We start from the raw sequence: 22,985 nt of genomic DNA, 5'->3' as shown, positions 1-22,985 counted from the left end.
GAACCCAGACTTACGAAGTTTTAAAAACTTCGTAAGTCTTTTGCTTTTCGCCCCATAGCATAATTAAAAAGGGTGTCATGCTGAGCGCGTCGAAGCATAGTGCATAGGATCCCCACGCCCGAGTCTTCGACAGGCTCAGACTGACAGACCCTATTTAACCACTCGCCTACTCACTTAATCAAAACAACCACTCACTCAATCAACCCAATCAACCACTCACCAAAACCAACTCCACAAAAAAAGTCAAATCCGGTGCAACTTTCCTCTCCCTACCGGCGTCTAATTTGAAAACGAAACTAAAACAACCATCATGAAATCGATCTCAAAAATATTATTAGCCGCCGTGTTGGCAGCAGGAACTACAGCATACAGCACTGCAAAACCAGTAAACCCTATTGTTAAGCATGCCGATCAAACCACACAAGACCGTCATTTATCGGGCTTTAGCGCTATTGACCTGGCCGGCTCATTCGATGTTTACTTTACACAAGGCTCAAACGAATCAGTAAAAGTTGAAGCGCCTTCAGATGTGATCGACAAGATCATTACCGAGGTTCAGGGCGGTGTACTGAAGATCTATAGTAAGAAAGGTACTAACTGGGACAGCTGGAGCTTTGGCCGTAACCGTAAAATGATTGTTCATGTTGTGGCTAAAGATATGACCAGTATTAACGTTGCCGGTTCGGGCGATGTTTATTTTAAAGAGGGTATCACCACCACCTCGTTAAAACTAAAAGTAGTTGGCTCTGGCGATATGCTGGGCAAAGTAAATGCTAAAAACCTGGATAGCAGCATTTCGGGCTCCGGCGACATGAAGCTTTCGGGCCGTGCCGATAATTCGAGAGTGAACGTTGTGGGCTCAGGTGATTTCACCGCCCGCGACCTGATCACAGTTAATACCGAAGTTCATATAGCAGGCTCTGGCGATGCCACCATCAACGCCAGCAATAAAATTGATGCCTCAGTAAGCGGTTCGGGCGATGTACATTATACCGGCGGCGCTAAAAACATCTCAAGCTCAAAAGCTGGTAGTGGCGATATTGAGAGGATATAATCCAATAGCTCACTTGTAGCTACAGTCTTTTCAAGTTAAATACAAGCACGATCATGTGCTAAACAATCCCCAAATTACACAGGTAATTGTGTAATTTGGGGATTGTTTAGTTTAAAGCAACAGCGTTTTTTTTTACACTATTAACAAAAAAATTTAACCGGCTTCTTAGTATCTTTATATAAAAGATAACAATCAGCCATTCCTATCGCTCACATGAAAAAGCTATTTTTTATCATGATTGCTGCCTGCGTTTGTGCATGCAATAATCCATCAAAACCAGCGGCAGATACCACTGCCGAACCGTCAAACAAGCCTTACGAAGTTAAAACGGGCGGCAACAGGCTCATTAAAGTTGCCGGAAAGTATAATGTATGGACCAAAAAAGTTGGCGACGGTAAAATAAAAGTTTTGTTGCTACACGGAGGTCCTGGTTTTTCGCATGACTATATGGAATGCTTTGATGATTTCCTGCCGAAGGAAGGAATGGAAATTTACTATTATGACCAGCTTGGTTGTGGTAATTCTGACGCTCCTGCCGATACTTCATTATGGAGCATTCCGCGTTATGTTGAAGAGGTTGAAGAAGTGCGCAAGGGTTTAGGCCTGGATAATTTTTATATACTTGGCCATTCGTGGGGCGGCATGCTGGCCATGGAATATTTGCATAAATACCAATCGCACGTTAAAGGAGCAGTGCTATCGAACATGACAGCGGGTATGAAAGGCTATGTTGCCTATGCCGCTGAGTTGAAGAAGAAATTTTTCTCTCCACGGGATATCGCAGTGTTTGATTCTTTAGACAAGCTTAAGCAATACGACTCGCCGCAATACAATGACCTCCTGATGAACAAGCTGTATTCGCAGGTAATCTGCCGGATTCCATTAGAAAACTGGCCCGAACCAATTTGGCGTTCTTTTAAAAAAGCCAATCATACCATTTACATCCAAATGCAGGGTGTTGACGAGTTTCATGTAACCGGTAATTTCAAGGGATGGGAATTTTGGGATAAACTGCAGGATATCAAAGTACCAACGCTGGTTTTAGGCGGCATGCATGATGAAATGAACCCCGAAGACATGAAAAAAGAAGGACATTTACTACCTAACAGTCGTACCTATCTGTGTCCGGATGGTAGTCACATGAGTATGTATGATGATCAGCAGAACTATTTCAAAAACCTCATTGCCTTTTTAAAAGACGTTGACGCGGGTACATTTACTGCAGATAAAAAATAGCACACCAATTATAACACAGCGTTTTATATTCCACCACTATTAAAACCGTAAATCATGAAAAAGTTACTGATCTGCGCCATCGCTATGATGACCTTTACTGCCGCGAATACGTTTGCGCAGTTAACCCCTCAACCCAGCTCAACCCAAAGTATTGTTCAGGACCTTGGCCTCGGCAAAATAAGCCTTGTTTACTCCCGTCCGGATGTAAGAGGCCGTAAAATATTTGGAGGCATGGAACCTTACGGAGCTGTTTGGCGTACGGGTGCTAATTCGGCCACGGTAATTAAATTTACCGATGAGGTAAGCATGGAAGGCAACAAGATCCCGGCTGGCGAGTACGGCCTGTTCAGTATCCCCGGCGAAAACGAGTGGACAATCATCATCAGCAAACAACCTAAGCAATGGGGCGCTTATATGTATAAGGAAGCTGATGATTTTCTGCGTTTCAAAGTTAAAACCGAGCACCTTAAGACTTTAACAGAAACAATGACACTCGCCTTTACAAACGTAACAACAACAACCTGCGATTTACAAATGATGTGGGAGCACAGCGGCTTCACCATCCACATGACAACCGATATTGACGCCAAGGTAATGGCGCGGATTGATTCGGCTATGAAAACCGATAAAAAGCCATACTACGAAGCGCTGATATATTACTACAACAACAATAAAGACATGGACAAAGCCCTGGCCTGGGCAACCGAACTGGAAAAAGACAAGAACTTCCCTCCGTTTGTGCCTAAACTATGGAAAGCGCGGATCTTATTAAGAAAAGGAGACAAAGCTGCAGCCATAACAACAGCCCAGGAAGGCGTGAAAATGGCCACTGATATGAAAACGGATGAGTATGTACGTTTAAATAACGAGGTAATTGCGCAGGCGAAGAAATGATGATTTAATCGCCTATCATCGTTTAACAAAAAAACCTTGCCAATGATATTGGCAAGGTTTTTTTGTTGTAAGCAAGATTTTAAAAAGCGGGGACTGCGCGATTCCCCTCTTGAGAGGGGTGGAGGGGTGTGTTTCTCTTTTGCAAATCAATCGCAGAAACACACCCCTGCTACCACACATTCCTCCGCGCCCCCTCTCAAGAGGGGATTTTCTTGTCCTCTCCCTTGGAGAGAATTTAGATGAGGTTAAAACCTCGTATAAAAAGCTAATTGCGCCACATGGTTTACCACATAAGCATCAGCTTGTTTAATGTATTGATTAAGATATCCTGCCTCCGCATCAAATGCTTTGCTGAAACGGTAACCTACCGCCACATAGGCACGGTTTTGATCAAAGAAGTGTTTGTTTACTTTATTCTTGTTTTGCACGTTTACAAAGGCCTCGTTTTGCAGGGCGAGGAAAGTACCTTCTGTAAATACGTCCGAATCCGGTTTCATCGGTATCACTGCGCGGGCAAAATACCTGAAACGCTGGGCGAAATAACGGTCGTTTTTATTATCGGCAGTGTTTCCTAAAAAGCGCTGCTCCAATCGTAAGCGATGCGCCAGCTGTACATGTTTGGTTAGTTTATGGGTGTACGTGTACTGCTGCCAGATCCGGTGCTCCGGGCGAAAGGTTGTTTCGTTGCTCGGTGTACGGCCGTAAGTAGCAATGTAGGCATAACCTAAAGCCCCCACCTTGTTCTTGGCAAAATAATAATTAGCCGACGGGCGAAGCAGGATATGCTTAAGGTAACTTACTTCATCATGTGAGCGTAGTTGCCCATCAAACGAATAGCCCCAATGTTCGGATAATTTATGGCTATGAAATATAGCCGCCCAACCCGAAAACTGGTTGTCCTGAGCCAGCAGCCTTGCAGGTGCCGCAAGCAACAGTACAACAAAAATTAATAGTTGTTTTTTTAATTGCATGGATGATATATGTGTGTTATAAAGGTTAACATTTATTATAGAGACGCGTTACATGCGTTTTTTTCAAAGACAGAAATTTGCAGGATCTGTCTTTAAAAACTCAGAGGTAGTAGCAGACAGGCAACCATTCACCTATTCAACTTACTCTCCACTCACTAATCCTTAAACCTCACCAATGTCTGGCGGCCCAGGTCAACCGTCACCCTAAAGGCTTCCTGGTTGCTGCTGTAGCCCGGCGTTTGGTGCAGGCTCAATATAAACTGTCCTTTTACACGCTTGTATAAAAACGGCGTGTAAATGATATCAAGCCTGTTGTAGGTTTTCTTTTCAAAAAAGGCATCACCATAAATAATATGACTGCCCTGGCCCTTGTAAAATTCATCAAACAAGGCAAAACGTTTCCAGCTTAAGTAGGCGTTAGCTACGAAGCCGGTCGGTGTCCTGAAACCATCAACACCACGTACCCGCTCAAATGATGTCATGGCACCAGTCTCAATAGATAACGAATCTAATATGGTTTTATGACTGAAGTCTAAACCTAATCTTATTTGTCCGCCGCCATTATCCTGGATATGGTCATTAGGCAACAGTACTTCGGCACCGGCATCGTGCATCAGCAAAAAATAGTGTGATATATAAAATGGCCCGGTTAAGCTTGGGCGGTACTTACCCGAAAAGCCGAACAGGAACTGCTCACGGTCAGTAACCGTTTGACGGCTTACCCAATCAATCCAAACAGTTTCTGTCAAGTGATCATTATGGAAACGTGTAAGCAAACCCTCAACATTGGGGCGGTAGTAGCGTAAAGTATCATTCAGTAAAGCCCGTGGATAATCATCCAGCAAACCTTCCCGCGGGAAAGCACCGGCATTGAATAACCAGTTTTTGCCGGTGAAACTGTAATAGACAACCGGGTTCACTTTTAAAAAATACGGTTTAGCGCCAAACTCATGAATGCCGTTAACCCCTACTATAAAGTGGTTCAGACTGTCAACGTTTAGGCCAAGGTCAAGTGCGGTACGTACGCCCGAATAGGTACGCGAGCGGGCCACGAAGTCCTTATACTCGCGGTTATCCATGAAACCTAAACCGTTAAAATGGATATCAAGGCTGCCTTGTGCAAGTGCGGCGGTAGTGGTTATGATCGAAAAAAGAACTAAAAGGTATATGCGTTTAAACATAGCTGATTATTATTTTACTGTAATGTTGATGCTCTTGCTGTTACGTCCGCCAAAAAACGGTTCGGTACGCAATGAAAAAATGAGTTGATATCTACCTGGTTGATCGGGCACCTTTACGTTAAATTTAAAACGCGTGCTCTCACCCGGCTTCAACGAAATATTATGAAAAGATTCATCTGCCTTTTGATTGGTGATCTGATCGGTTTTTTTAAAGAAACACGCCTCAAAAAATACAGGATGCTTTTGATCTTTATTGCCGAAATTAATGGCGAATGGATAAGGGTTTTTAACCGTAAGATCGAAATCGATTTTTTGCCCCGGACTAACGGCTTCTTTAGGGGCAAGTGTTTCAAATTCAACCCGCTGATAGGTGCGCGTATCATCAACCCAGCCTCCATACCATTTACCGGCAAATACATTAATGGAGTCGGTTGTTACACCAGGCAACCAAACATCCAGTACATAATAAGTTTTTTTATGCTGAAGGCTGTCTTCTATAGGCCAGATATCATACTGCGTACGGCGATAATGGCGTGAATCATAGGCCAGCCCGCGAGTGGTATTATTATAAAAATTGTACTTGGACGGATCCTGAAAACCTTCATAAAATATCACATAATTATTGCCTGCCTTTTGTTTGATCTGGTGAGCCCAATCCTTAAAGCCAAAAAAGCTTTTCATGGCATCAATCTTTAGCAAGAATGGAGGCCCCCAGATAATACAAAGGCGGACAAGCAAAATCAGGCTTGCGTTTATAACAGCCAAACGATTAAACCAGGCAGGTTTGCCTCCCGGCTTTGCAAAACTGATAAGTACCAGCATGCTTAGTGGTACATAGGCAATCAGCGTCCAATGCAGCTGTACTTCGCCTTTAAAGGAAGTAAGAAAAAAGAATGCTAAAATGCCCACGCTGTTCACAAGCAGGGTGCGGGTGAAAACATCCTGTATTTTGGTTGTAAACCCTTTATAAAACAAAAACCAGCCAATCAGCGGCCCGGCCATTATCAACTGCCCCAATGGATATAGATAAGTGTTGTCCAACTGGTAATCATCGGCCGAGCGCTCGCTAAGGTGATAGCTTATCGAAGGATAGTCGTGGTTTACCTGCCACAGGATATGCGGCGCATACAAAACCAGCGCCAGCAGCACTATCCCATAAAAAGATCCGCGCCTGAGTAATTTTATATTAGATGCAAGCGTGAAAGCAACCAGTAAAATACCATGATACTTGCTATACAGCAGGCAGGCAATCACTACACCGAGTATAAGGGCAAGTTTTAAACTGTCCTCTTCAATATACTGCTGATAAAAATAAAGGAACAGCACAGTAAAAAACAGCAAAGGAGCATCAGGAGTGGTGGTAAAACCGTAAATATGGAATACAAAGATGCCCGAAACCACCAGTATAAAGTTAACAGCATCAACCTTATAACGCTTTAACATCATCCACATCAGGTACAGGGATGCCGTAGTACTGATCACCGTAAAAAGCCTTACGCCAAACTCATTATGCATGAGGCTGTAACCGGCTTTAATAAAAACGGCCACCATAGGCGGGTGATCGTAATACCCCCAATCTAAAAAACGCGAGTAAACCCAGTAATAAGCTTCATCTGCATGAATCTCGAGCGTAAATGCCTGCACAGCATTTAGCAAAGCCCACAACAGTAAAAAATAAATTATTGGCTTGTTATATTTTACCGGCGCGCTATTTAAAGAGGTATCCTGCATTAAAATGGATGAGTAAATGAATTGCCAAAGGTATGATAAAAGATATAAGCCATAAAACGTTGGCGGCAGCGATGTGATAATTTGACGAAAAACATACCACAATCTTCATAATTTAGCATGCTGCAAAGCCTTAACCCTTCCAATATAAAATGAAACAAGAATTTGAGGTTATTAAAAAACCACGTCTGACATTACTTAATGTTGTTAAAGAACTTACTCCCGAACAACTTAACTATATCCCTTCGGGATATGTCAACAACCTGATCTGGAACCTGGCGCACATGATTTCGGGGCAGCAGGGCATTTGCTATACCCGCGCGGGTGTGCCTATTGTGGTTGAAGACAAATACTATACCCCTTATCGCCCCGAAACCAAACCCCAGGGTTTTATTAATGCCGATGATATTGCCGAGGTTAAAGAGCTGCTTATTTCAACCATTGATAAGCTTGAGGAAGATTACCATGCAGGCGTTTTCGCAAACTATCAACCGATGACCACCCGCTACGGCGTTACATTAAGCAATATTGAAGAAGGTATCCGTTTCCTACCTTTTCATGAGGGCTTGCATGTTGGTTATATCATGGCTCTGAAAAGAGCAGTTTTGGAAGAGATGGGTAAGACGGTTTAATAAACAATCTTACTAAACGGAATCCCAACTGTTAAACCCACAGCAGTTTTATTATAAGGCAGGTGGGTATCTTTTAAGAAGTTATTCATATCCTGAAGTAACAGCTGCGCTTCAAAGTTTATGGCGGGCACACCTTTTTTATCGATCAAAACAATGGGGATTCCTATAATGGAGTTAAGCGCCTTATAACTTCCCCAGTTTTTTTCGATGCGGAAACTAATACCAACATGCGATGTTGAGGGGATATACACCAACTTACCCGCCGCAACCGGGGTTATAAAGTTTTTATACTGGCCAATGTAACGGTCGCCTTTATTAATGGTGACCGTATTTGTTCCGTCCAGTCCCTGTGCTCCTGTTACATCGGCACTAAATAAGGAACCGCTTTGTACCGCATTATTCACAAAACCTTTACCTGCAAATGTTAAAAAGAACCGCCCAAGTTTAGGGCTTTCCCAAAAGCGGGTATGGGTCACAAATAATTCGAACGGATAGTTATAATGTTTGTTAACCTGCGCGTTAACATCATCACTCACCATAAATTTTTGAGGTATAACCGGGATGTAAACGCCTAAACTTGTCCAGTTATCTGTAACAAGATTAAAATTGGCCGTATTAACCAAAAGTTCCGACTGCTGCCCGGAAAACTGTTGCAGATAATCTGCCCGAAGCGTGGCGTAAAAGGCTTTTCGGAGTTTGCTTTTAACGTCAGCTAAATTTTGCCCGGGTACTTCATCCTGCTTCAGTCCGTTGAGCGATTGCTCAAACTCTTCAGCTTTCTTATTGATGTTTTGGGCAAGTGTATTTACTATCAAGGCACGGGCAGCGTCCATTTCTTTCTTAAAATTGCCATTAGCGGCATAGTAAGTTCTGGGTTTTCCCATCCATGTTTTTTGAATGGTAAAACCCAGCTGATTATCATAATACCTGTTGGCAATTTTTGCTGAATAAGCGTTGGCAATATTTACCCTTGCCCCTACTATTACAAACGATCTCACCCAATCGTCACTATCCACCGGCTGATGAAAATTGTGATTGATGTTAATCATTCCTTCCGCCGCGTTGATGTTCACATAGTTTTTGTATAAAGAGAGATCTTCGTTACCTGAGAGGTAAGAACTCACTTTGTTAGACAGGAAAATATTCATCGCCTTGTTAGAGATCAGCATTCCCTGCCCGTTACTATTAGGCCAATTGATTACTTTACTGTTTATCGCCTTTATCTCATCGATGATCTGCGCCGTAGTTTGGGCTTTTACCTCCGCTGTTACGCAGCACAAAAACAGGCAACATATTATTACTGCCTTCAAACAACTTCGATATTTCAGGCCAGCCCCCATTGCTGTGTAATTTGATTGGTAAAAACTTTTTGACAATCGGCGTTGAGCAGGGTTTTACGGGCATTGATCCAACGGGTAGCAGCGTCGCCATACATTCTTTGCACGCGCTCCGGGGTAACTTCATTGGCCTTGCCCCAATGAAAAGTAAAGGGGATATTTTCATGCTCAAGCATCAGCCACACCTGGGTATAAAAGTTGTAAGACTTGTCGGACAGTGGCGCATCCAGTTCCATGATACAGGTATGATCAAACCTGGTAAAGCCCATTGTGGCTTTTGTTTGCTTAACAAACCTGAACGAAAACACGCCGCTGAAAGGCCCGATATCCTTATTGATCTTCAGCATCAGATCGGCAACCTTTGGTGAAAGTTCGGCCGGAAAACCTATGGCAGAACTTAACAATTTGCCTCTTAAAGTAGTGTTGCTAAATATTTCGCCAAGCGTACCAAAATGCGGATCACTATTCGTGGTCATACTGGTGTTTAATACCTTGGTAACTACAATAGGAACCAGGGCGGGCACTGCATCAGTAATAGTACCTATAAAACTGGCAGCATCATCTCCCGGCCCAATCCCCGCCGCGTTATCAACCGGCGGCTGGTAGTTGGTGCGATATGGCCGCTTATACATAGTGGTTACAAAGGCCCCCTTATCCAGCTCATACGGGTTAAGCAATACCGAAAAATGAAACGGGCGTTCGTTACCACAAGGCAGCTTATCAGTATTACTAAAATCCAATGTTTCCATCATGCCTTGCAGCTCGGTATCATAAGGCAATCGCTGTACATAAGTTTCTAATAAAAATAAAGGCTCGGTTTCCATCAACATCCCATGGATAATGCCAAAACTTCCAAAACTTACCAAAGCAGCATTGAAAAGCTCATCATCCTGCACCAACTCGGTTTGCAACAAATCTATAAAGCGTTGTGCCACCACCGGTGCCGAAGCCCTTTCCAACCAGATATGCCTGTCGGGACTCACAACAATATGTAACCCCACAACAAAATCCGGCGTGGCGCCAAAATCAAACGCCGAACCATGGGTTCCTGTGCTAACTGCCCCGGCTATAGTTTGCCCGTTACTGGCTCCCGAAGTTTTGAGCGACAAACCCCTGTTTTTCAAGAAAGCGCCAAGTTCCCAAATGCCATTGCCGCTTTGTGCAAAAAGTAAATGCTCTTTATTACCTGTGTAGGCTGGGTTTACTGCAGTATCAGCAACAGTGAACCTTGTATTAAGGGGCTTGGTATCCAGCATTACACCATCTTTAACGGTGGCTATTTTTGTCCATGACCAGCCTGCTCCCAACGATCGTAGTGGAGTATCGGTTTCTATCGCTTGTTTGATGATGTTTTGCAGTCCTTTAGTGGCATCATTATAACCCTCAAGCGCGTCGAGATTATCTTCATTACCCAGTTCATACAAATCTTTTATTTGTTCAATAAAAGTTTCGTGCCGGTTTTCCCAACTGCTAACTCCTGTTTTAATAACTTTCATAGCTGCTTATTTTATGGTGCCTTCTTTAGCACAAGGTTTACCGCATTTCCACTCAACTCTCGCAGGGCTCCAGATACCCAGGGTTACTACCGTAAGCAATGAATAACCGAAATTATTCTTTACCGTTACTTCGGCCATACCATTGGAGCCAAGGGAATCACATATTGGCGTAACTATGCGCTTAGGGCTTTGAATAGCCCCCCAGAAAAAAAAGTTTACATTTTGGTACGATACCTCTGAACCTGCCTGCGCTTTGGTTTCAACGCGGGCTGTATAACAACTACTTAATAATAATGAGAGCAATAAAACGGGGACGCATTTTATATAAAGGCGTGAAGACCGCTTCAGATATGATGGCAGCATAGGGCAAGTATTTAGGATTTTACTGAATAGAAATAAAGTAAATCTAAATACCTGATTTTCAAATAAGTAAAAACACGTTTATTGAATACGTATTTTTACGCCATTTTTAAAGGCAACTTGAAGAGTAGTTTTATCTTATTGATTTGTATAATCCCAAATGTTTGGGTTTAGTTAAAACAATATGCCATAAATGGTTTTTTCTTGAACGGAAGGATGCTGCGCTGGCACTGAGGTAATAGCGCCACATGCGATAAAAAGTATCGCCGTATTTAGCACTAAGCTGCGGCCAGCTTTGCTCAAATTTTTTACGCCACTCCATACAGGTACGGTCGTAATATACGCCGAAGTTATGCCAGTCTTCAAGTACAAACAAACCCTGCCAGGCGGTTGAAAGCTGCGCGGCAGATGGTAACATACCGTTAGGGAAAATATATTTATCAATCCAGGGATCGGTAACTTTGGTAGAGTAATTGCCACCTATAGTATGCAGCAGAAAAATGCCGTCGTCGGTTAAGTTCCTGGCGACCGTTTCCATATAGGTTCTGTAATTACGATACCCTACGGCTTCCAGCATAGCAATGGATACCACCCGGTCGAACTTTTCATTAATATCCCTGTAATCTTCCAACCTGATTTCAACAGGCAAGCCTTTATTGATTTCACGCGCGAGCGCGGCCTGTTCTTTAGAGATAGTTAGGCCCACCACAGATACTCCATATTTCTCGGCTGCATATTTGGCAAAACCACCCCAACCACATCCAATCTCCAGCATACGCATGCCTGGCTCCAATTTTAATTTGCGACAGATCAGATCAAGCTTGGCTTCCTGGGCTTCATCTAAAGTTTCAGCGTTTTCCCAATAGGCGCAAGAATACATCATGCGTTTATCAAGCATATGCTCAAACAAATCATTACCAATATCGTAATGTTTGTAAGCAACTTCCATAGCTTTCGATTTGGTTTGCTGGTTACCAAACTTTGCTTTTAGGAAATATTTAAGGGTGTTTAAATCGCGGGGAATTGCTTTATCAACCCGATGATATTGCACGCGGAAAAAGAATTCGTCTAACGCATCACAATCCCACCAGCCTTCCATATAAGCTTCGCCAAAGCCCAATGAGCCACCGGCAAGCAGGCGATCATACAATTTAGGATTGTGTACCTGTACATCCCAGGGATTAGTACCATTCATGGTAATACCTCCTGCGGCAAACGTATTCGTAACAATCTCTTTTGATGATCCCATAGTTTTTTATCTTTCGGTTTTATGCGGTGATAAAGATATTCTTTTTGTCGAAAACAGGAAAAAAACTACTGTGACTGCCGCAGGTTTAGCGCAGCGTAACCTGTGGTTTACTATGTTTTAAGCTTTCAGCTTAAAACATCAATTCAATATCAATTAAGCCTTTATCACCTGCATAACCCCTGGCACTACTATACAGAAAATGCTCCGGCCTATCAACCCAGCCAGCAACAACAGGATTATTATGCAGATAGTCAAGCTTTTGATCTATCATCTTGTTACCAAACAATTCTACGGGATGGCTACCCGCCTGCCAAAATTGAAAATGTTCATTGCTGGGGTTCTTACGCCCCTCGCGTTCAAAGAACCACAATAGCCATGCACGCCTGCTCTCTTGCAAGTTTTCCTCAATTGCTTTGATAATGGTTTTAGAAGTGTGCCTTTTGATATCTCTTAAAATATCCTGCATAGGTTTATCTGCGGTACCGATAATTAAATGCACATGATTGCTCATTATTACCCAGGCATATAATTTAAGACCTTTGTGTTTTATGCAATATCTCAGGCTCTCGACGAAGATATCCCTGTATTCTGTTCTGGTAAACACATCTATCCATTGTAAACCGTAAAAGTTACAAAATAAAGAAATTCCTGGTTGTGGAATTTGTAATTGCGGCTCATGGATTTTCAGATTTAGATTTAATTATTTATTTAAGCTGGAAGCTTAAATGATGCTACACCGCGGGTTACGCTGCGCTAAACCCGCGGCAGATACTTATAAAAAAAGCTCCCCTTGCAGGGAGCCTCTTCTCATAGGTAGATAGATTTAAATCACTTTTAAAATTGTAGCAATACAGCTTACACTTCTTCCATGCTTTCGCCGGTAACTGTTTCTTTGATCTTATTTTCCAATTCTTCCTGTAGTTCAGGGTTATCCAGGATCAGTTGTTTAACAGCATCGCGGCCCTGGCCTAAGCGGGTTTCGCCATAGCTAAACCATGAACCTGCTTTTTTAATGATGTTATATTCAACACCCAGGTCAATGATCTCACCAGCCTTTGAAATACCTTCTCCAAACATGATATCAAATTCGGCTACTCGGAACGGAGGTGCAACTTTATTTTTAACTATCTTAACTTTTACACGGTTACCAGAAACCTCATCAGTATCTTTAATCTGTGAGATCCGGCGTACATCCAAACGTACCGAAGCATAAAATTTCAATGCGTTACCACCGGTTGTAGTTTCAGGGTTACCAAACATAACACCAATCTTATCGCGCAGCTGGTTAATGAAAATACAGCAGCATCCGGTTTTGCTGATGGTACCGGTTAACTTACGTAGCGCCTGTGACATTAAACGTGCATGCAAGCCCATTTTTGAATCGCCCATTTCACCTTCTATCTCGGCTTTAGGAACCAACGCCGCAACAGAGTCGATAACTAAAATATCAATAGCACCCGAGCGGATCAGGTTATCAGCAATTTCCAGTGCCTGCTCACCATTATCCGGTTGAGAGATCAGCAGGTTTTCGACATCTACTCCTAATTTTTTGGCATAAAAGCGGTCGAAAGCATGCTCTGCATCAATAAACGCGGCAATACCACCATTTTTTTGCGATTCGGCAATAGCATGAATAGCCAGGGTTGTTTTACCCGATGATTCCGGACCGTAGATCTCAATGATCCTGCCTTTAGGTAAGCCATTAACGCCTAAAGCAATATCAAGGCCTAATGAGCCTGTTGATATAACCTCAGTTTGCTCCACTACGGATTCGCCCAGTTTCATGATGGTGCCCTTACCGTATGATTTTTCCAGCTTATCTAACGTAAGCTGTAATGCCTTTAATTTATCGCTGTTTTTATCTGTATTAGCCATCGTTTTATTTTCTTAAGCAAATATAATTACATTTTTTATAATTACTAATTTTTTTAGTAATTATTATTTAAGTGAGTGGTTGATTGGGTGAATTAGTTGATTAGGTTGTATTAAGTAAATATAATAACCATTCACTTAATCAACCACTCACCCAATCAACCTTCCTTAACACTCCTCTTCTTTAACTCCTTAGCTATAGTATTAAGCTCTTTTTTCTTTTTAGCTTCTTTGGCTTTTTTAATTTTAGCAGCTTCTGCCCTTTGCAGCGCGGCTTCTGTATTGTTACGCTCATAATACCGGCAAAACCAGGTAAGCGGACAAACATCACACTTAGGGCTACGTGCCAAACAAATGTACCGGCCATGTAGTATCAGCCAGTGGTGCGCCACCGCTATATACTCTTTGGGAATATTTTGAACCAGTTGCTTTTCAACAGCCAGCGGCGTACGGGCATTATTGGTTAAACCAATGCGGTTAGCCACCCTAAAAACATGTGTATCAACTGCCATAGCGGGTTCTTCAAAAATCACCGAGGCAATAACATTGGCTGTTTTACGGCCTACACCAGGAAGCTTCTGCAGATTTTCTATCCCAGCAGGTACTTCACCGTTAAAAACCTCTATAAGCATTTTACCCATACCCACCAGGTGTTTGGCCTTGTTATTAGGATAACTTACAGAACGGATGTATGAGAAAACCTCGTCGGATGTTGCCGCGGCCAGGTCCTGCGCGGTAGGGAAACGTTCAAATAGTGCAGGTGTTACCTGGTTAATGCGCTTATCGGTACACTGTGCCGAAAGTATCACAGCCACCAATAACTGAAATGGATTATTATAATGAAGTTCGGTAACCGGATTAGGCTGGTTTTTAGAAAAATAATCAACAAAATGGCGGTAGCGTTCGGCTTTTAACATAGTTCACTGGTTCATTTGTTCATTAGTTTATTGGTGCCTTGCTTATTGTTATGAATAGAACGATCCATACTAAACTAAGCGTCAAAATTATCAAACTTTTCACCAATGAACGAATGAATCAGTGAACTACTGAACCGCTTTTAAAATAGAAAGGTTCATAAATCATTCATTGGGTTTCGGCTCTTACGATTCGCATCGGCAACCTTCTCAACAATTATGATCTATGAACCAGTGGGGGAATCTGCAATAAATACTAACGTAAGCTTTTTGAATAATCCAGGATCTGGTGTATGGTTTGCACTTTAGGTTTCCTGATCAGCAGGTCTAAATCAATACGAATTGAATTGTAAAAAATCACTTCGTCGGCGTCCAAATTTTCTTGTGCATTCCTGTTCATTTCAGCTTCGTTAGCTAATGCATTCAACGTTTTTGTAAAGGTTTCATCCATAAGCTTATTTTACTATAATTTTTATATGGTTTATAACGGTGGCTTAAAGATAATATTTTGTTAAATGAAAATTAAATGAAATTTTTATTTCGAGAAATTCAGGCCTGAGAGGCCGGGATCACGCTTTTGCAACAGTAAGCGACTTTATATCAACAGTTAATGAAAACTTATCAAAATTTGGGACAAAAAATAAGGTTAGCATATTATTGTTCAATTTAACCTAAACAATAATACGCTAACCTTTTATATAGGTTTGGTTAACCTTAATTTTTGAGACTAAGCTCCTTGCTCTGCATCATTTTGCGCAGATTGTTAAGCGCATAACGCATACGGCCAAGTGCAGTATTGATACTTACATCGGTAATGTCGGCAATCTCTTTAAAGCTCATATCACCAAAGTGGCGCATAATGAGTACCTCCTTCTGTTCGGACGGAAGCAACTGAATCAGCGCTTTAAGGTCTTTATGGGTTTGATCCCTTACCATTTTATCTTCGGTACTTTCATCGTAGTTGCCAAGTACTTCAAAAATGTCAAAATCATCGCCATTGCTGATCATTGGCGCACGTTTTTCACGGCGAAAATGGTCAATCACCAGGTTATGTGCAATACGGGTTACCCAGGGCAAAAATTTACCTTCTTCGTTATATTTACCGGCTTTAAGGGTATTGATCACCTTTATAAATGCATCCTGAAAAATATCTTCAGCAAGGTATTCATCTTTTACCAGCAGGTAAATTGAGGTATATATTTTTGATTGGTAACGCCTTATCAATTCTACTAAACCGGCTTCGTCGCCGGCTACGTAAAGATGGATTAGATCCTGATCACTTTTCAATTGAAAATCCATAGAAAGTACTACTTAAACTTAATTTTTAGTTAAAACCTTTTAAAGTAAAGTGTATTCTATAGCGTGCTCCTTAGGGGTTAAAGATTTGTTTCTCCAAATAAAATAAATTATTGGCAAAAAAACAAATAAATTTTTTTTTAAAAGCTCAACTTTACTATTTAATCGGCAAAACCAGTGAATAAACAATCATTTATTTGGTTAGCTCTCTTTAGACTGACTTTTAATACCGAAGGTTTAATCATTCACCAAAATAAATTTTTTAAAAAGTAGTTGTTAAAACAACATTAAACTTTCAAAAGTCAGCCAACTGTAAACTCCAATATCTCACGTAGTTTAATCCAATAAACAATCAAAACTCATTTGGATTCTGCTAAATTTTTTAGGATTTTTGCATTCGCAAAAAGTTCATGGATAACGGATCATAGTTCATGGTATTTTATTTGTTGTAAACCTCACAAACAAGCTATGATCTATCAACCATGAACGATGAACTAATGCAACAGAATGAGTAAAGAAGCAGAAAAAGATCCGCAAAAACATATTATCATAAAAGGCGCAAGGGTACACAACCTTAAAAACCTTGATGTGGCTATCCCCAAAAATAAACTGGTGGTGGTTACAGGCATGTCGGGCTCGGGCAAATCATCGCTCGCTTTCGATACTTTATATGCCGAAGGCCAGCGCCGCTATGTGGAAAGCCTTTCATCATACGCCCGCCAGTTCCTGGGCCGTATGAATAAGCCTGATGTTGATTATATTAAAGGTATTGCACCTGCCATAGCCATTGAGCAAAAGGTAATTACCTCAAACCCACGCTCAACCGTTGGTACATCAACCGAAATTTACGATTACCTGAAGTTGCTTTTTTCACGTATCGGTAAAACCATCTCGCCCATTTCGGGCAACATTGTAAAAAAAGATTCGGTTACCGATGTGGTGAACTTTGTGCTTTCGTTGCCCAATGAAACCCAGGTAACCATCCTTGCCCCATTGCACCCGCACAATAACCGGAGCCTTAAAGAGGAGCTTGCGGTGCTGATGCAAAAAGGTTTTGTGCGTGTTGAATATAATGGTAAGCTTTCACGCATCGAATCATTGTTAGAGGACGAAACGGTAGAAAACGTTCCTTTGATGGCCGCCGAGCCTGTAGTTGAAATCAAGAAGACTAAAGCAAAAAAAGCTATAGTAGAAACTACAGAGGCCGATCAGCAAACTGTTGTACGCATTGTTGTTGACCGTGTTACCAAAAATGTAGAAGATGAAACCGTTAGCCGTTTAGGCGACTCCATACAAACTGCTTTTTTTGAAGGCAAAGGCGATTGCTTTGTGCGTTTCCAGGCCCCCGACGAAGATACCGAGCACGAGCGCTTTTTTTGCGACCGTTTTGAGCTTGACGGGCTTAAGTTTGAGGAGCCAACTCCAAACTTCTTCAGCTTTAATAACCCTTACGGTGCCTGCAAAAAATGCGAAGGTTACGGCAAGGTAATTGGCATTGATGAAGATTTGGTAATACCAGATAAAAGCAAATCCATTTACGAGGGTGCTATTGCCCCATGGCGCGGTGAAAAAATGCGCGAATGGAACGATGCACTGGTAAGACATGCCTTAAAGTTCGACTTCCCTATCCATCGTCAATATAACCAGCTAACCGAAAAAGAACAACGACTGCTTTGGACTGGTAATAAGTTTTTCCGTGGCCTTGATGAGTTTTTCAAGGAGATGGAAGAGCAAACATACAAGATCCAGTATCGTGTTTTGCTATCGCGATACAGAGGCAAAACCACCTGCCCGGAATGTAAGGGCAGCCGTTTACGGATAGATGCATCCTATGTAAAGATCAGCGAAAAATCAATTACCGACGTGGTATTGATGCCATTGGATAAAGCATTCGAGTTTTTTAAATCACTTGAACTGAGCGAAACCGATGCCAAAATTGGCAAACGCCTGCTGATGGAAATAACTAACCGCCTTGGCTTTTTAAATGATGTAGGTTTGAGCTATTTAACGCTCAACCGTTTATCCAACACATTATCGGGTGGCGAATCGCAGCGTATTAACCTGGCTACCTCATTAGGCAGCAGCCTTGTAGGTTCGGTTTATGTATTGGATGAACCAAGTATCGGTTTACACCCCCGCGATACCCAACGATTGATCACCGTATTAAAATCTCTCCGCGATGTAGGCAACACTGTATTGGTTGTTGAGCACGAGGAAGAGATTATGAAAGCAGCAGACCATATCATAGATATTGGCCCAGAAGCCGGTACCCATGGTGGCGAACTGGTTTTCACCGGCACTTATAATGAAATTATAAAGGATGATAAAAGCTTAACCGGCAAATACCTGAGCGGCCGGGAGGAGATAGCCATCCCCGCAAGCCGCCGCAAATGGCATGATTTTATTGAAATAAAAGGCGCGCGCGAAAACAATCTTAAGCATGTAAATGCCAAGTTCCCGTTAGGTGTGCTAACTGTTGTTACCGGTGTATCTGGCTCAGGTAAAACCAGTTTGGTAAAACGGATCCTTGCCCCTGCTGTTCAAAAAGCATTGGGCAATTATTCGGGCGAGCAAACAGGTTCATACGATGCCATTGACGGCGATTACGGCAAAATTGAACAGGTTGAACTGGTTGATCAAAACCCGATAGGCCGCTCATCACGCTCAAACCCGGTCACCTATGTTAAAGCCTGGGATGAAATCCGTAACCTGTATGCCGGCCAACCGGCAGCAAAAGCTGCGGGGTTAAAACCATCTGCGTTTTCATTTAACGTTGAAGGCGGTCGCTGTGATGTTTGCCAGGGTGAAGGTGAAGTTAAGATAGAGATGCAGTTTATGGCCGATATCTTCCTTACCTGCGAAACCTGTGGAGGCCATCGTTTCAAGCAGCATATTTTAGATATCCAGTACAAAGAAAAAAATGTATCGGATATCCTGAACATGACCATTGATGAAGCTGTTGAGTTTTTTGCCAAAGAACCTAAGATCATTGCTAAAATAAAACCACTGGTTGATGTTGGCCTGGGATATGTACAATTGGGACAGTCGTCAAATACCTTATCGGGTGGTGAGGCGCAGCGCATCAAGCTGGCATCATTCCTGGTAAAAGGCAATAACACCAATAAAACGCTGTTTATTTTTGATGAGCCTACTACCGGCCTGCACTTTGCTGATATTAAAAAACTATTGAAATCATTTGATGCATTGCTTGATCATGGCAATACAATTATTGTTATTGAGCATAATATGGATGTGATCAAGTGTGCCGACTGGGTGATAGACATCGGCCCTGAAGGTGGCGACCGTGGTGGCAAAGTTGTATTTGAAGGTGTACCCGAGGATCTTTTGAAACAAAAGGATAGCTACACCGGCAAGTTCTTAAAAGAGCGATTTGATGATTAACATCAATATTATATCTTAATTAAATTTCTGTAAAATATACTTACCAACACAAGAGCAAAGCGTACAATACACCTTCGGTACGCTTTGCTCTTGTAACATGTGTCCGCGCTTTTACGTATCATAAGCAATATCAGCTATTTGTATTTAAATAGTTGCGGTAATCTTCCCAAAGATTGCCAACCTAACCCTTATTAGTTATCGAAATATCACAAATATGAATATATCTCTACAAACCTATTTCAAAGCTTCATGTCTTTTGCTTTTACTTGTTGTATTAGGCGTATCCTGCTCCAAATACAAAAAACCAGAAGATGATATAACAACCAAGCCTACAGCAGATTTTACCGCAAAAATTGATGACACTGATTATGCATTTGATGCTACTAATTTTTCTTCAATTTACTACAACACAAGTGGCGACGATATAAATGCCCTGCTCACCACGGCAACGTTAAACACCAATGGAAGCAAAATCATGTTTTTTGTTAACGATTTTAAATCCGGGACTGCTGTTATCAACAAAAAAACCGGCACGTCTTCAAATCCCGGCAACCCTCGTTTAAAAGTCAATGCTGTTACTAACTCCGTAGTACAAAGCTATGTGCAATATATCAGCGGAGGCAATACTTATTATGCTGTTTCCGGGAGTATCACTGTTTCTTTAAGCGGTAATACAGCTACCATAAAATTCAATGTTACTTTTATGGACGCTGCAGGTAAATCATTCACAGCCACCGGCTCATACACCATAAACGATTTCACAACCAATACAAAACCAAAATCACAAATCACCGATCCAACACCTGTTGTAAGCAAACCAACTATTGAAAATATAAGTCCGCTAAGCGGATACGTTGCTGATACGGTTTCCATTACCGGTACTAATTACAGTACCATCTTAACAGACAATGTTGTAAAATTTAATGGCACCGATGCAAGAGTTGCATCGGCTACAGCTACCATTATTAAAGTAATAGTACCCACCGGGGCAACAACAGGTGTAGTAACCTTAAAAGTAAAAGACAATGAGGTAATAACCGGACCGGTATTTACAATTTCATCGCCGGCAACAATAACTTCAATCAGCCCAACCAGCGGCAGGGCCGGCGATACTGTTACCATTAACGGGACCAATTTCAACAGCTCAATTGACGGCAACAGAGTTCGCTTTAACAATGCAGGAGCTGTTGTAATTTCGGCAACCCCAACAAAAATTAAGGTTAAAGCGGCGTTGGATGGCTCAACAGGTAACGTAACGGTTGCCGTAGGTTCGTCTGCTCCAGTTACAGGCCCGGTATTTACTTACCTGAACACTCCGCAGGTACAATTCCTTTTGCCTTACCAGGGAAGGACCGGCGACACGATCATTATTCAAGGATATTATTTTGCCGGTACACCAGCTGCCAACATTGTAAGATTTAACGGAATACAGGCAAATGTACTTACCGCAACAGGAACTAACCTAAAGGTAATTGTCCCCCAGGGTGTTACTTCCGGCAGGGTTACAGTAACTGTTAGCGGCAAAACATCAACTGATAATGCGCCGTTTACTGTTAACGAGCCATATCCTAATATTCAATGGCAGGAAATCTATTCTTCTTCAAGCCTTCAAAACATTAATCAAATGGCCTCATTGAGGACTGGTTTATTATTCACCGGCAGTCTAAACTCCGCCTATCTTTATTACAGTAGTGACAACCAAACATTCACCAACGTTTATAACAACCTGCCTTTTAACAAAAGTAAAAAACTGGTGATTAACTTATTAAGCCAGGACGGAACGGCATTCTATGTAACCAGCAACCTTGGTGTAGCCAAATCAACCGACGGTATAAACTGGATAAAACTTAAGCCGGATAAAAGCAATCCGGATAAAGGCTTCACCGGCATTGTAAGCACCAGCGAAAGGCTTATGCTGGTTTCCGGCTCAACTGCGTACACTTCATTAAATGCAGGGGGAGTATGGACCGCGACAACCAATTCCCAACCCACTCAATTGGATTACTTTATTAGTTTTCCCGGCAGCAAGTATATGTTCGCTATTGATACTGCTAAAAACACCGCATCGCACAACGCTACTAAATTTTACACGTCAATTGATAAAGGGACATCCTGGTATCCTTCAAACAGTTCTTTTACCGGGATCTACCATTTCGACGAAGGTTACAAAGACTTCTTCAAGATAACTGACTATAGTGTTTATTGCGCTTTTAGTCCTGTATCAACTCCAGGCATAGCCAATCAACGTTTGTATAGATCTATGTATCAAGGTGAGTTCTGGACCCTGGTGAGCAATGAAGCATGTAATGTTGTAAAAACAGCCGGCTTACGTGTGGCTTATGGCAGCAGAACTTTCAATTTATCAACAAATGATGGCACTACTTTTAAAAGCTTTGCATTGCCCGCCGGTTACACCTTAGGCGGTATAGAATTAGGCTCATGGATCTATATCAGTGCCTATAATGCATCTGGTGCACATAAAATATTCCGCTCAAGCTGGTAATTCTTCTTTCATAAAAAATTAAAAGCCCTTTAGCTTATAAAGGGCTTTTAATTCTCATTACGAGCACCTTAGCTCGTTGATATTCCAAATACGAATATCTATCTTTATCCAACTCTTCTACACCTATTTAATCTGAAACGTTCGTTTACAGCAATTAATTTTTATTAATAAAACCTAAATTTTACTGTTATGCCAGGTACAAAAGAATTTTATGACACCATTCGTGACACCATATTTAAAGGTCACATTTCACAAAGCCAGATTGATGGCATCGAAACTATTTTAAAAGCCGCAGCAGATGCCGGCATTACCGATCAGCGCAAGGTGGCCTATATGCTGGGCACAGTTTACCATGAATGTGCCGGAACCATGCAGCCGGTAAATGAGAACGGCAAAGGCAAAGGCCATCCTTATGGCGAAAAGTTCAAAATGGGTGCAGGCCCCGGTCACCGGGTACCTTATACTACGCCCGATCAGTTATATTATGGCCGCGGTTTTGTACAACTAACCTGGTACGAGAACTATGAAGCTTTTGGCAAACATTTGAATGTCGATCTCCTCAATCATCCGGAGCTGGCTTTGCAACCCGATATAGCAGCAAAGATCATGATTGACGGCATGACCAAAGGCATGTTTACTGGTGTTGGCTTAGGCAAATATTTTGACGACACACATGCCGACTGGATCAATGCCCGCCGCATCATTAATGGTAACGACCAGGATGTTTTAATAGCAGGATATGCCAAACACTTTTATAAAGGATTGACTGGTAGTGATGCATAGTAAAGTTAAATTCAGTTGCCCGGGTTCATCAGCTTCGGGCAACTGAATCACTATATAAAAACTTATAAGTATTTTCG

19 protein-coding genes are annotated in these 22,985 nt (G+C 42.0%); 7 read left to right on the top strand and 12 right to left on the bottom strand.

Features of this window, described 5'->3' with window-relative positions; genetic code table 11:
- Nucleotides 1-310: 310 nt before the first annotated feature.
- The 3 genes from BMX50_RS29055 to BMX50_RS29045 all read left to right on the top strand — a co-directional run bounded on the left by BMX50_RS29055 (nt 311) and on the right by BMX50_RS29045 (nt 3,184).
- A complete protein-coding gene (locus BMX50_RS29055; RefSeq protein ID WP_091219264.1) occupies nt 311-1,054 on the top strand; it encodes a head GIN domain-containing protein in 744 nt (247 codons plus the stop codon).
- Nucleotides 1,055-1,267: 213 nt separating this feature from the next.
- Nucleotides 1,268-2,290 carry a proline iminopeptidase-family hydrolase gene (locus BMX50_RS29050; protein ID WP_091219261.1) on the top strand — a complete coding sequence of 341 codons (1,023 nt, stop codon included), beginning with the start codon at nt 1,268-1,270 and terminating at the stop codon, nt 2,288-2,290.
- A gap of 54 nt (nt 2,291-2,344) precedes the next feature.
- Nucleotides 2,345-3,184: a DUF2911 domain-containing protein gene (locus BMX50_RS29045; RefSeq protein ID WP_091219258.1), complete on the top strand. Its 840-nt coding sequence runs from the start codon at nt 2,345-2,347 to the stop codon at nt 3,182-3,184.
- Between the two features lie 245 nt (nt 3,185-3,429).
- On the opposite strand, the gene BMX50_RS29040 is transcribed toward BMX50_RS29045, so the two are convergent.
- The 3 genes from BMX50_RS29040 to BMX50_RS29030 all read right to left on the bottom strand — a co-directional run bounded on the left by BMX50_RS29040 (nt 3,430) and on the right by BMX50_RS29030 (nt 7,067).
- A complete protein-coding gene (locus tag BMX50_RS29040) occupies nt 3,430-4,155 on the bottom strand; it encodes a DUF2490 domain-containing protein (RefSeq protein WP_091219254.1) in 726 nt (241 codons plus the stop codon).
- 155 nt (nt 4,156-4,310) lie between these two features.
- Nucleotides 4,311-5,336: a hypothetical protein gene (locus BMX50_RS29035; RefSeq protein ID WP_091219250.1), complete on the bottom strand. Its 1,026-nt coding sequence runs from the start codon at nt 5,334-5,336 to the stop codon at nt 4,311-4,313.
- Between the two features lie 9 nt (nt 5,337-5,345).
- The gene (locus BMX50_RS29030; protein WP_143065288.1) at nt 5,346-7,067 is read right to left on the bottom strand and encodes an ArnT family glycosyltransferase; all 1,722 of its coding nucleotides are present in this window, start codon (nt 7,065-7,067) and stop codon (nt 5,346-5,348) included.
- Nucleotides 7,068-7,216: 149 nt separating this feature from the next.
- Between BMX50_RS29030 and BMX50_RS29025 the strand changes: the two genes are divergently transcribed.
- Nucleotides 7,217-7,696 carry a DinB family protein gene (locus tag BMX50_RS29025; protein WP_091219242.1) on the top strand — a complete coding sequence of 160 codons (480 nt, stop codon included), beginning with the start codon at nt 7,217-7,219 and terminating at the stop codon, nt 7,694-7,696.
- Here BMX50_RS29025 and BMX50_RS29020 read toward each other — a convergent pair.
- The 9 genes from BMX50_RS29020 to BMX50_RS28980 form a co-directional block, all read right to left on the bottom strand.
- Nucleotides 7,693-9,006 (bottom strand): hypothetical protein, encoded by a 1,314-nt coding sequence (locus tag BMX50_RS29020; RefSeq protein ID WP_143065287.1) that lies wholly within the window; start codon nt 9,004-9,006, stop codon nt 7,693-7,695. The two genes, BMX50_RS29025 and BMX50_RS29020, sit on opposite strands and share 4 nt — an antisense overlap.
- A 14-nt stretch (nt 9,007-9,020) precedes the next feature.
- Nucleotides 9,021-10,529 (bottom strand): FAD-binding protein, encoded by a 1,509-nt coding sequence (locus BMX50_RS29015; RefSeq protein WP_091219234.1) that lies wholly within the window; start codon nt 10,527-10,529, stop codon nt 9,021-9,023.
- Between the two features lie 6 nt (nt 10,530-10,535).
- A complete protein-coding gene (locus tag BMX50_RS29010; protein ID WP_091219230.1) occupies nt 10,536-10,892 on the bottom strand; it encodes a Bor/Iss family lipoprotein in 357 nt (118 codons plus the stop codon).
- 130 nt (nt 10,893-11,022) lie between these two features.
- On the bottom strand, nt 11,023-12,138 hold the full coding sequence (cfa, locus tag BMX50_RS29005; RefSeq protein ID WP_091219226.1) for a cyclopropane fatty acyl phospholipid synthase: 1,116 nt from the start codon (nt 12,136-12,138) through the stop codon (nt 11,023-11,025).
- Between the two features lie 130 nt (nt 12,139-12,268).
- Entirely contained in the window at nt 12,269-12,742 is a 474-nt protein-coding gene (locus tag BMX50_RS29000; protein WP_244281138.1) for an REP-associated tyrosine transposase, read from the bottom strand.
- Between the two features lie 251 nt (nt 12,743-12,993).
- Nucleotides 12,994-14,013: a recombinase RecA gene (gene recA, locus BMX50_RS28995; RefSeq protein ID WP_091219222.1), complete on the bottom strand. Its 1,020-nt coding sequence runs from the start codon at nt 14,011-14,013 to the stop codon at nt 12,994-12,996.
- A 155-nt stretch (nt 14,014-14,168) separates the two neighbouring features.
- Nucleotides 14,169-14,927: an endonuclease III gene (gene nth, locus BMX50_RS28990; protein WP_091219219.1), complete on the bottom strand. Its 759-nt coding sequence runs from the start codon at nt 14,925-14,927 to the stop codon at nt 14,169-14,171.
- Between the two features lie 253 nt (nt 14,928-15,180).
- Complete coding sequence (locus BMX50_RS28985) at nt 15,181-15,375, bottom strand: hypothetical protein (RefSeq protein WP_091219215.1); 195 nt, start codon at nt 15,373-15,375, stop codon at nt 15,181-15,183.
- A gap of 263 nt (nt 15,376-15,638) precedes the next feature.
- The gene (locus tag BMX50_RS28980) at nt 15,639-16,223 is read right to left on the bottom strand and encodes an RNA polymerase sigma factor (RefSeq protein ID WP_090534404.1); all 585 of its coding nucleotides are present in this window, start codon (nt 16,221-16,223) and stop codon (nt 15,639-15,641) included.
- A gap of 504 nt (nt 16,224-16,727) precedes the next feature.
- Between BMX50_RS28980 and uvrA the strand changes: the two genes are divergently transcribed.
- The 3 genes from uvrA to BMX50_RS28965 all read left to right on the top strand — a co-directional run bounded on the left by uvrA (nt 16,728) and on the right by BMX50_RS28965 (nt 22,908).
- Nucleotides 16,728-19,622 (top strand): excinuclease ABC subunit UvrA, encoded by a 2,895-nt coding sequence (gene uvrA, locus BMX50_RS28975; RefSeq protein ID WP_091219211.1) that lies wholly within the window; start codon nt 16,728-16,730, stop codon nt 19,620-19,622.
- A 214-nt stretch (nt 19,623-19,836) separates the two neighbouring features.
- A complete protein-coding gene (locus BMX50_RS28970) occupies nt 19,837-22,125 on the top strand; it encodes an IPT/TIG domain-containing protein (protein ID WP_091219208.1) in 2,289 nt (762 codons plus the stop codon).
- Nucleotides 22,126-22,314: 189 nt separating this feature from the next.
- On the top strand, nt 22,315-22,908 hold the full coding sequence (locus tag BMX50_RS28965) for a glycoside hydrolase family 19 protein (RefSeq protein ID WP_091219203.1): 594 nt from the start codon (nt 22,315-22,317) through the stop codon (nt 22,906-22,908).
- Nucleotides 22,909-22,985: the final 77 nt, after the last annotated feature.

The sequence above is a fragment of the Mucilaginibacter gossypiicola genome (assembly GCF_900110105.1).
In the GTDB taxonomy this organism is placed as follows: Bacteria; Bacteroidota; Bacteroidia; order Sphingobacteriales; family Sphingobacteriaceae; genus Mucilaginibacter; species Mucilaginibacter gossypiicola.
The sequence above is the reverse complement of the archived record's forward strand: the minus strand, read 5'-3'. Positions and strand labels throughout refer to the sequence as shown.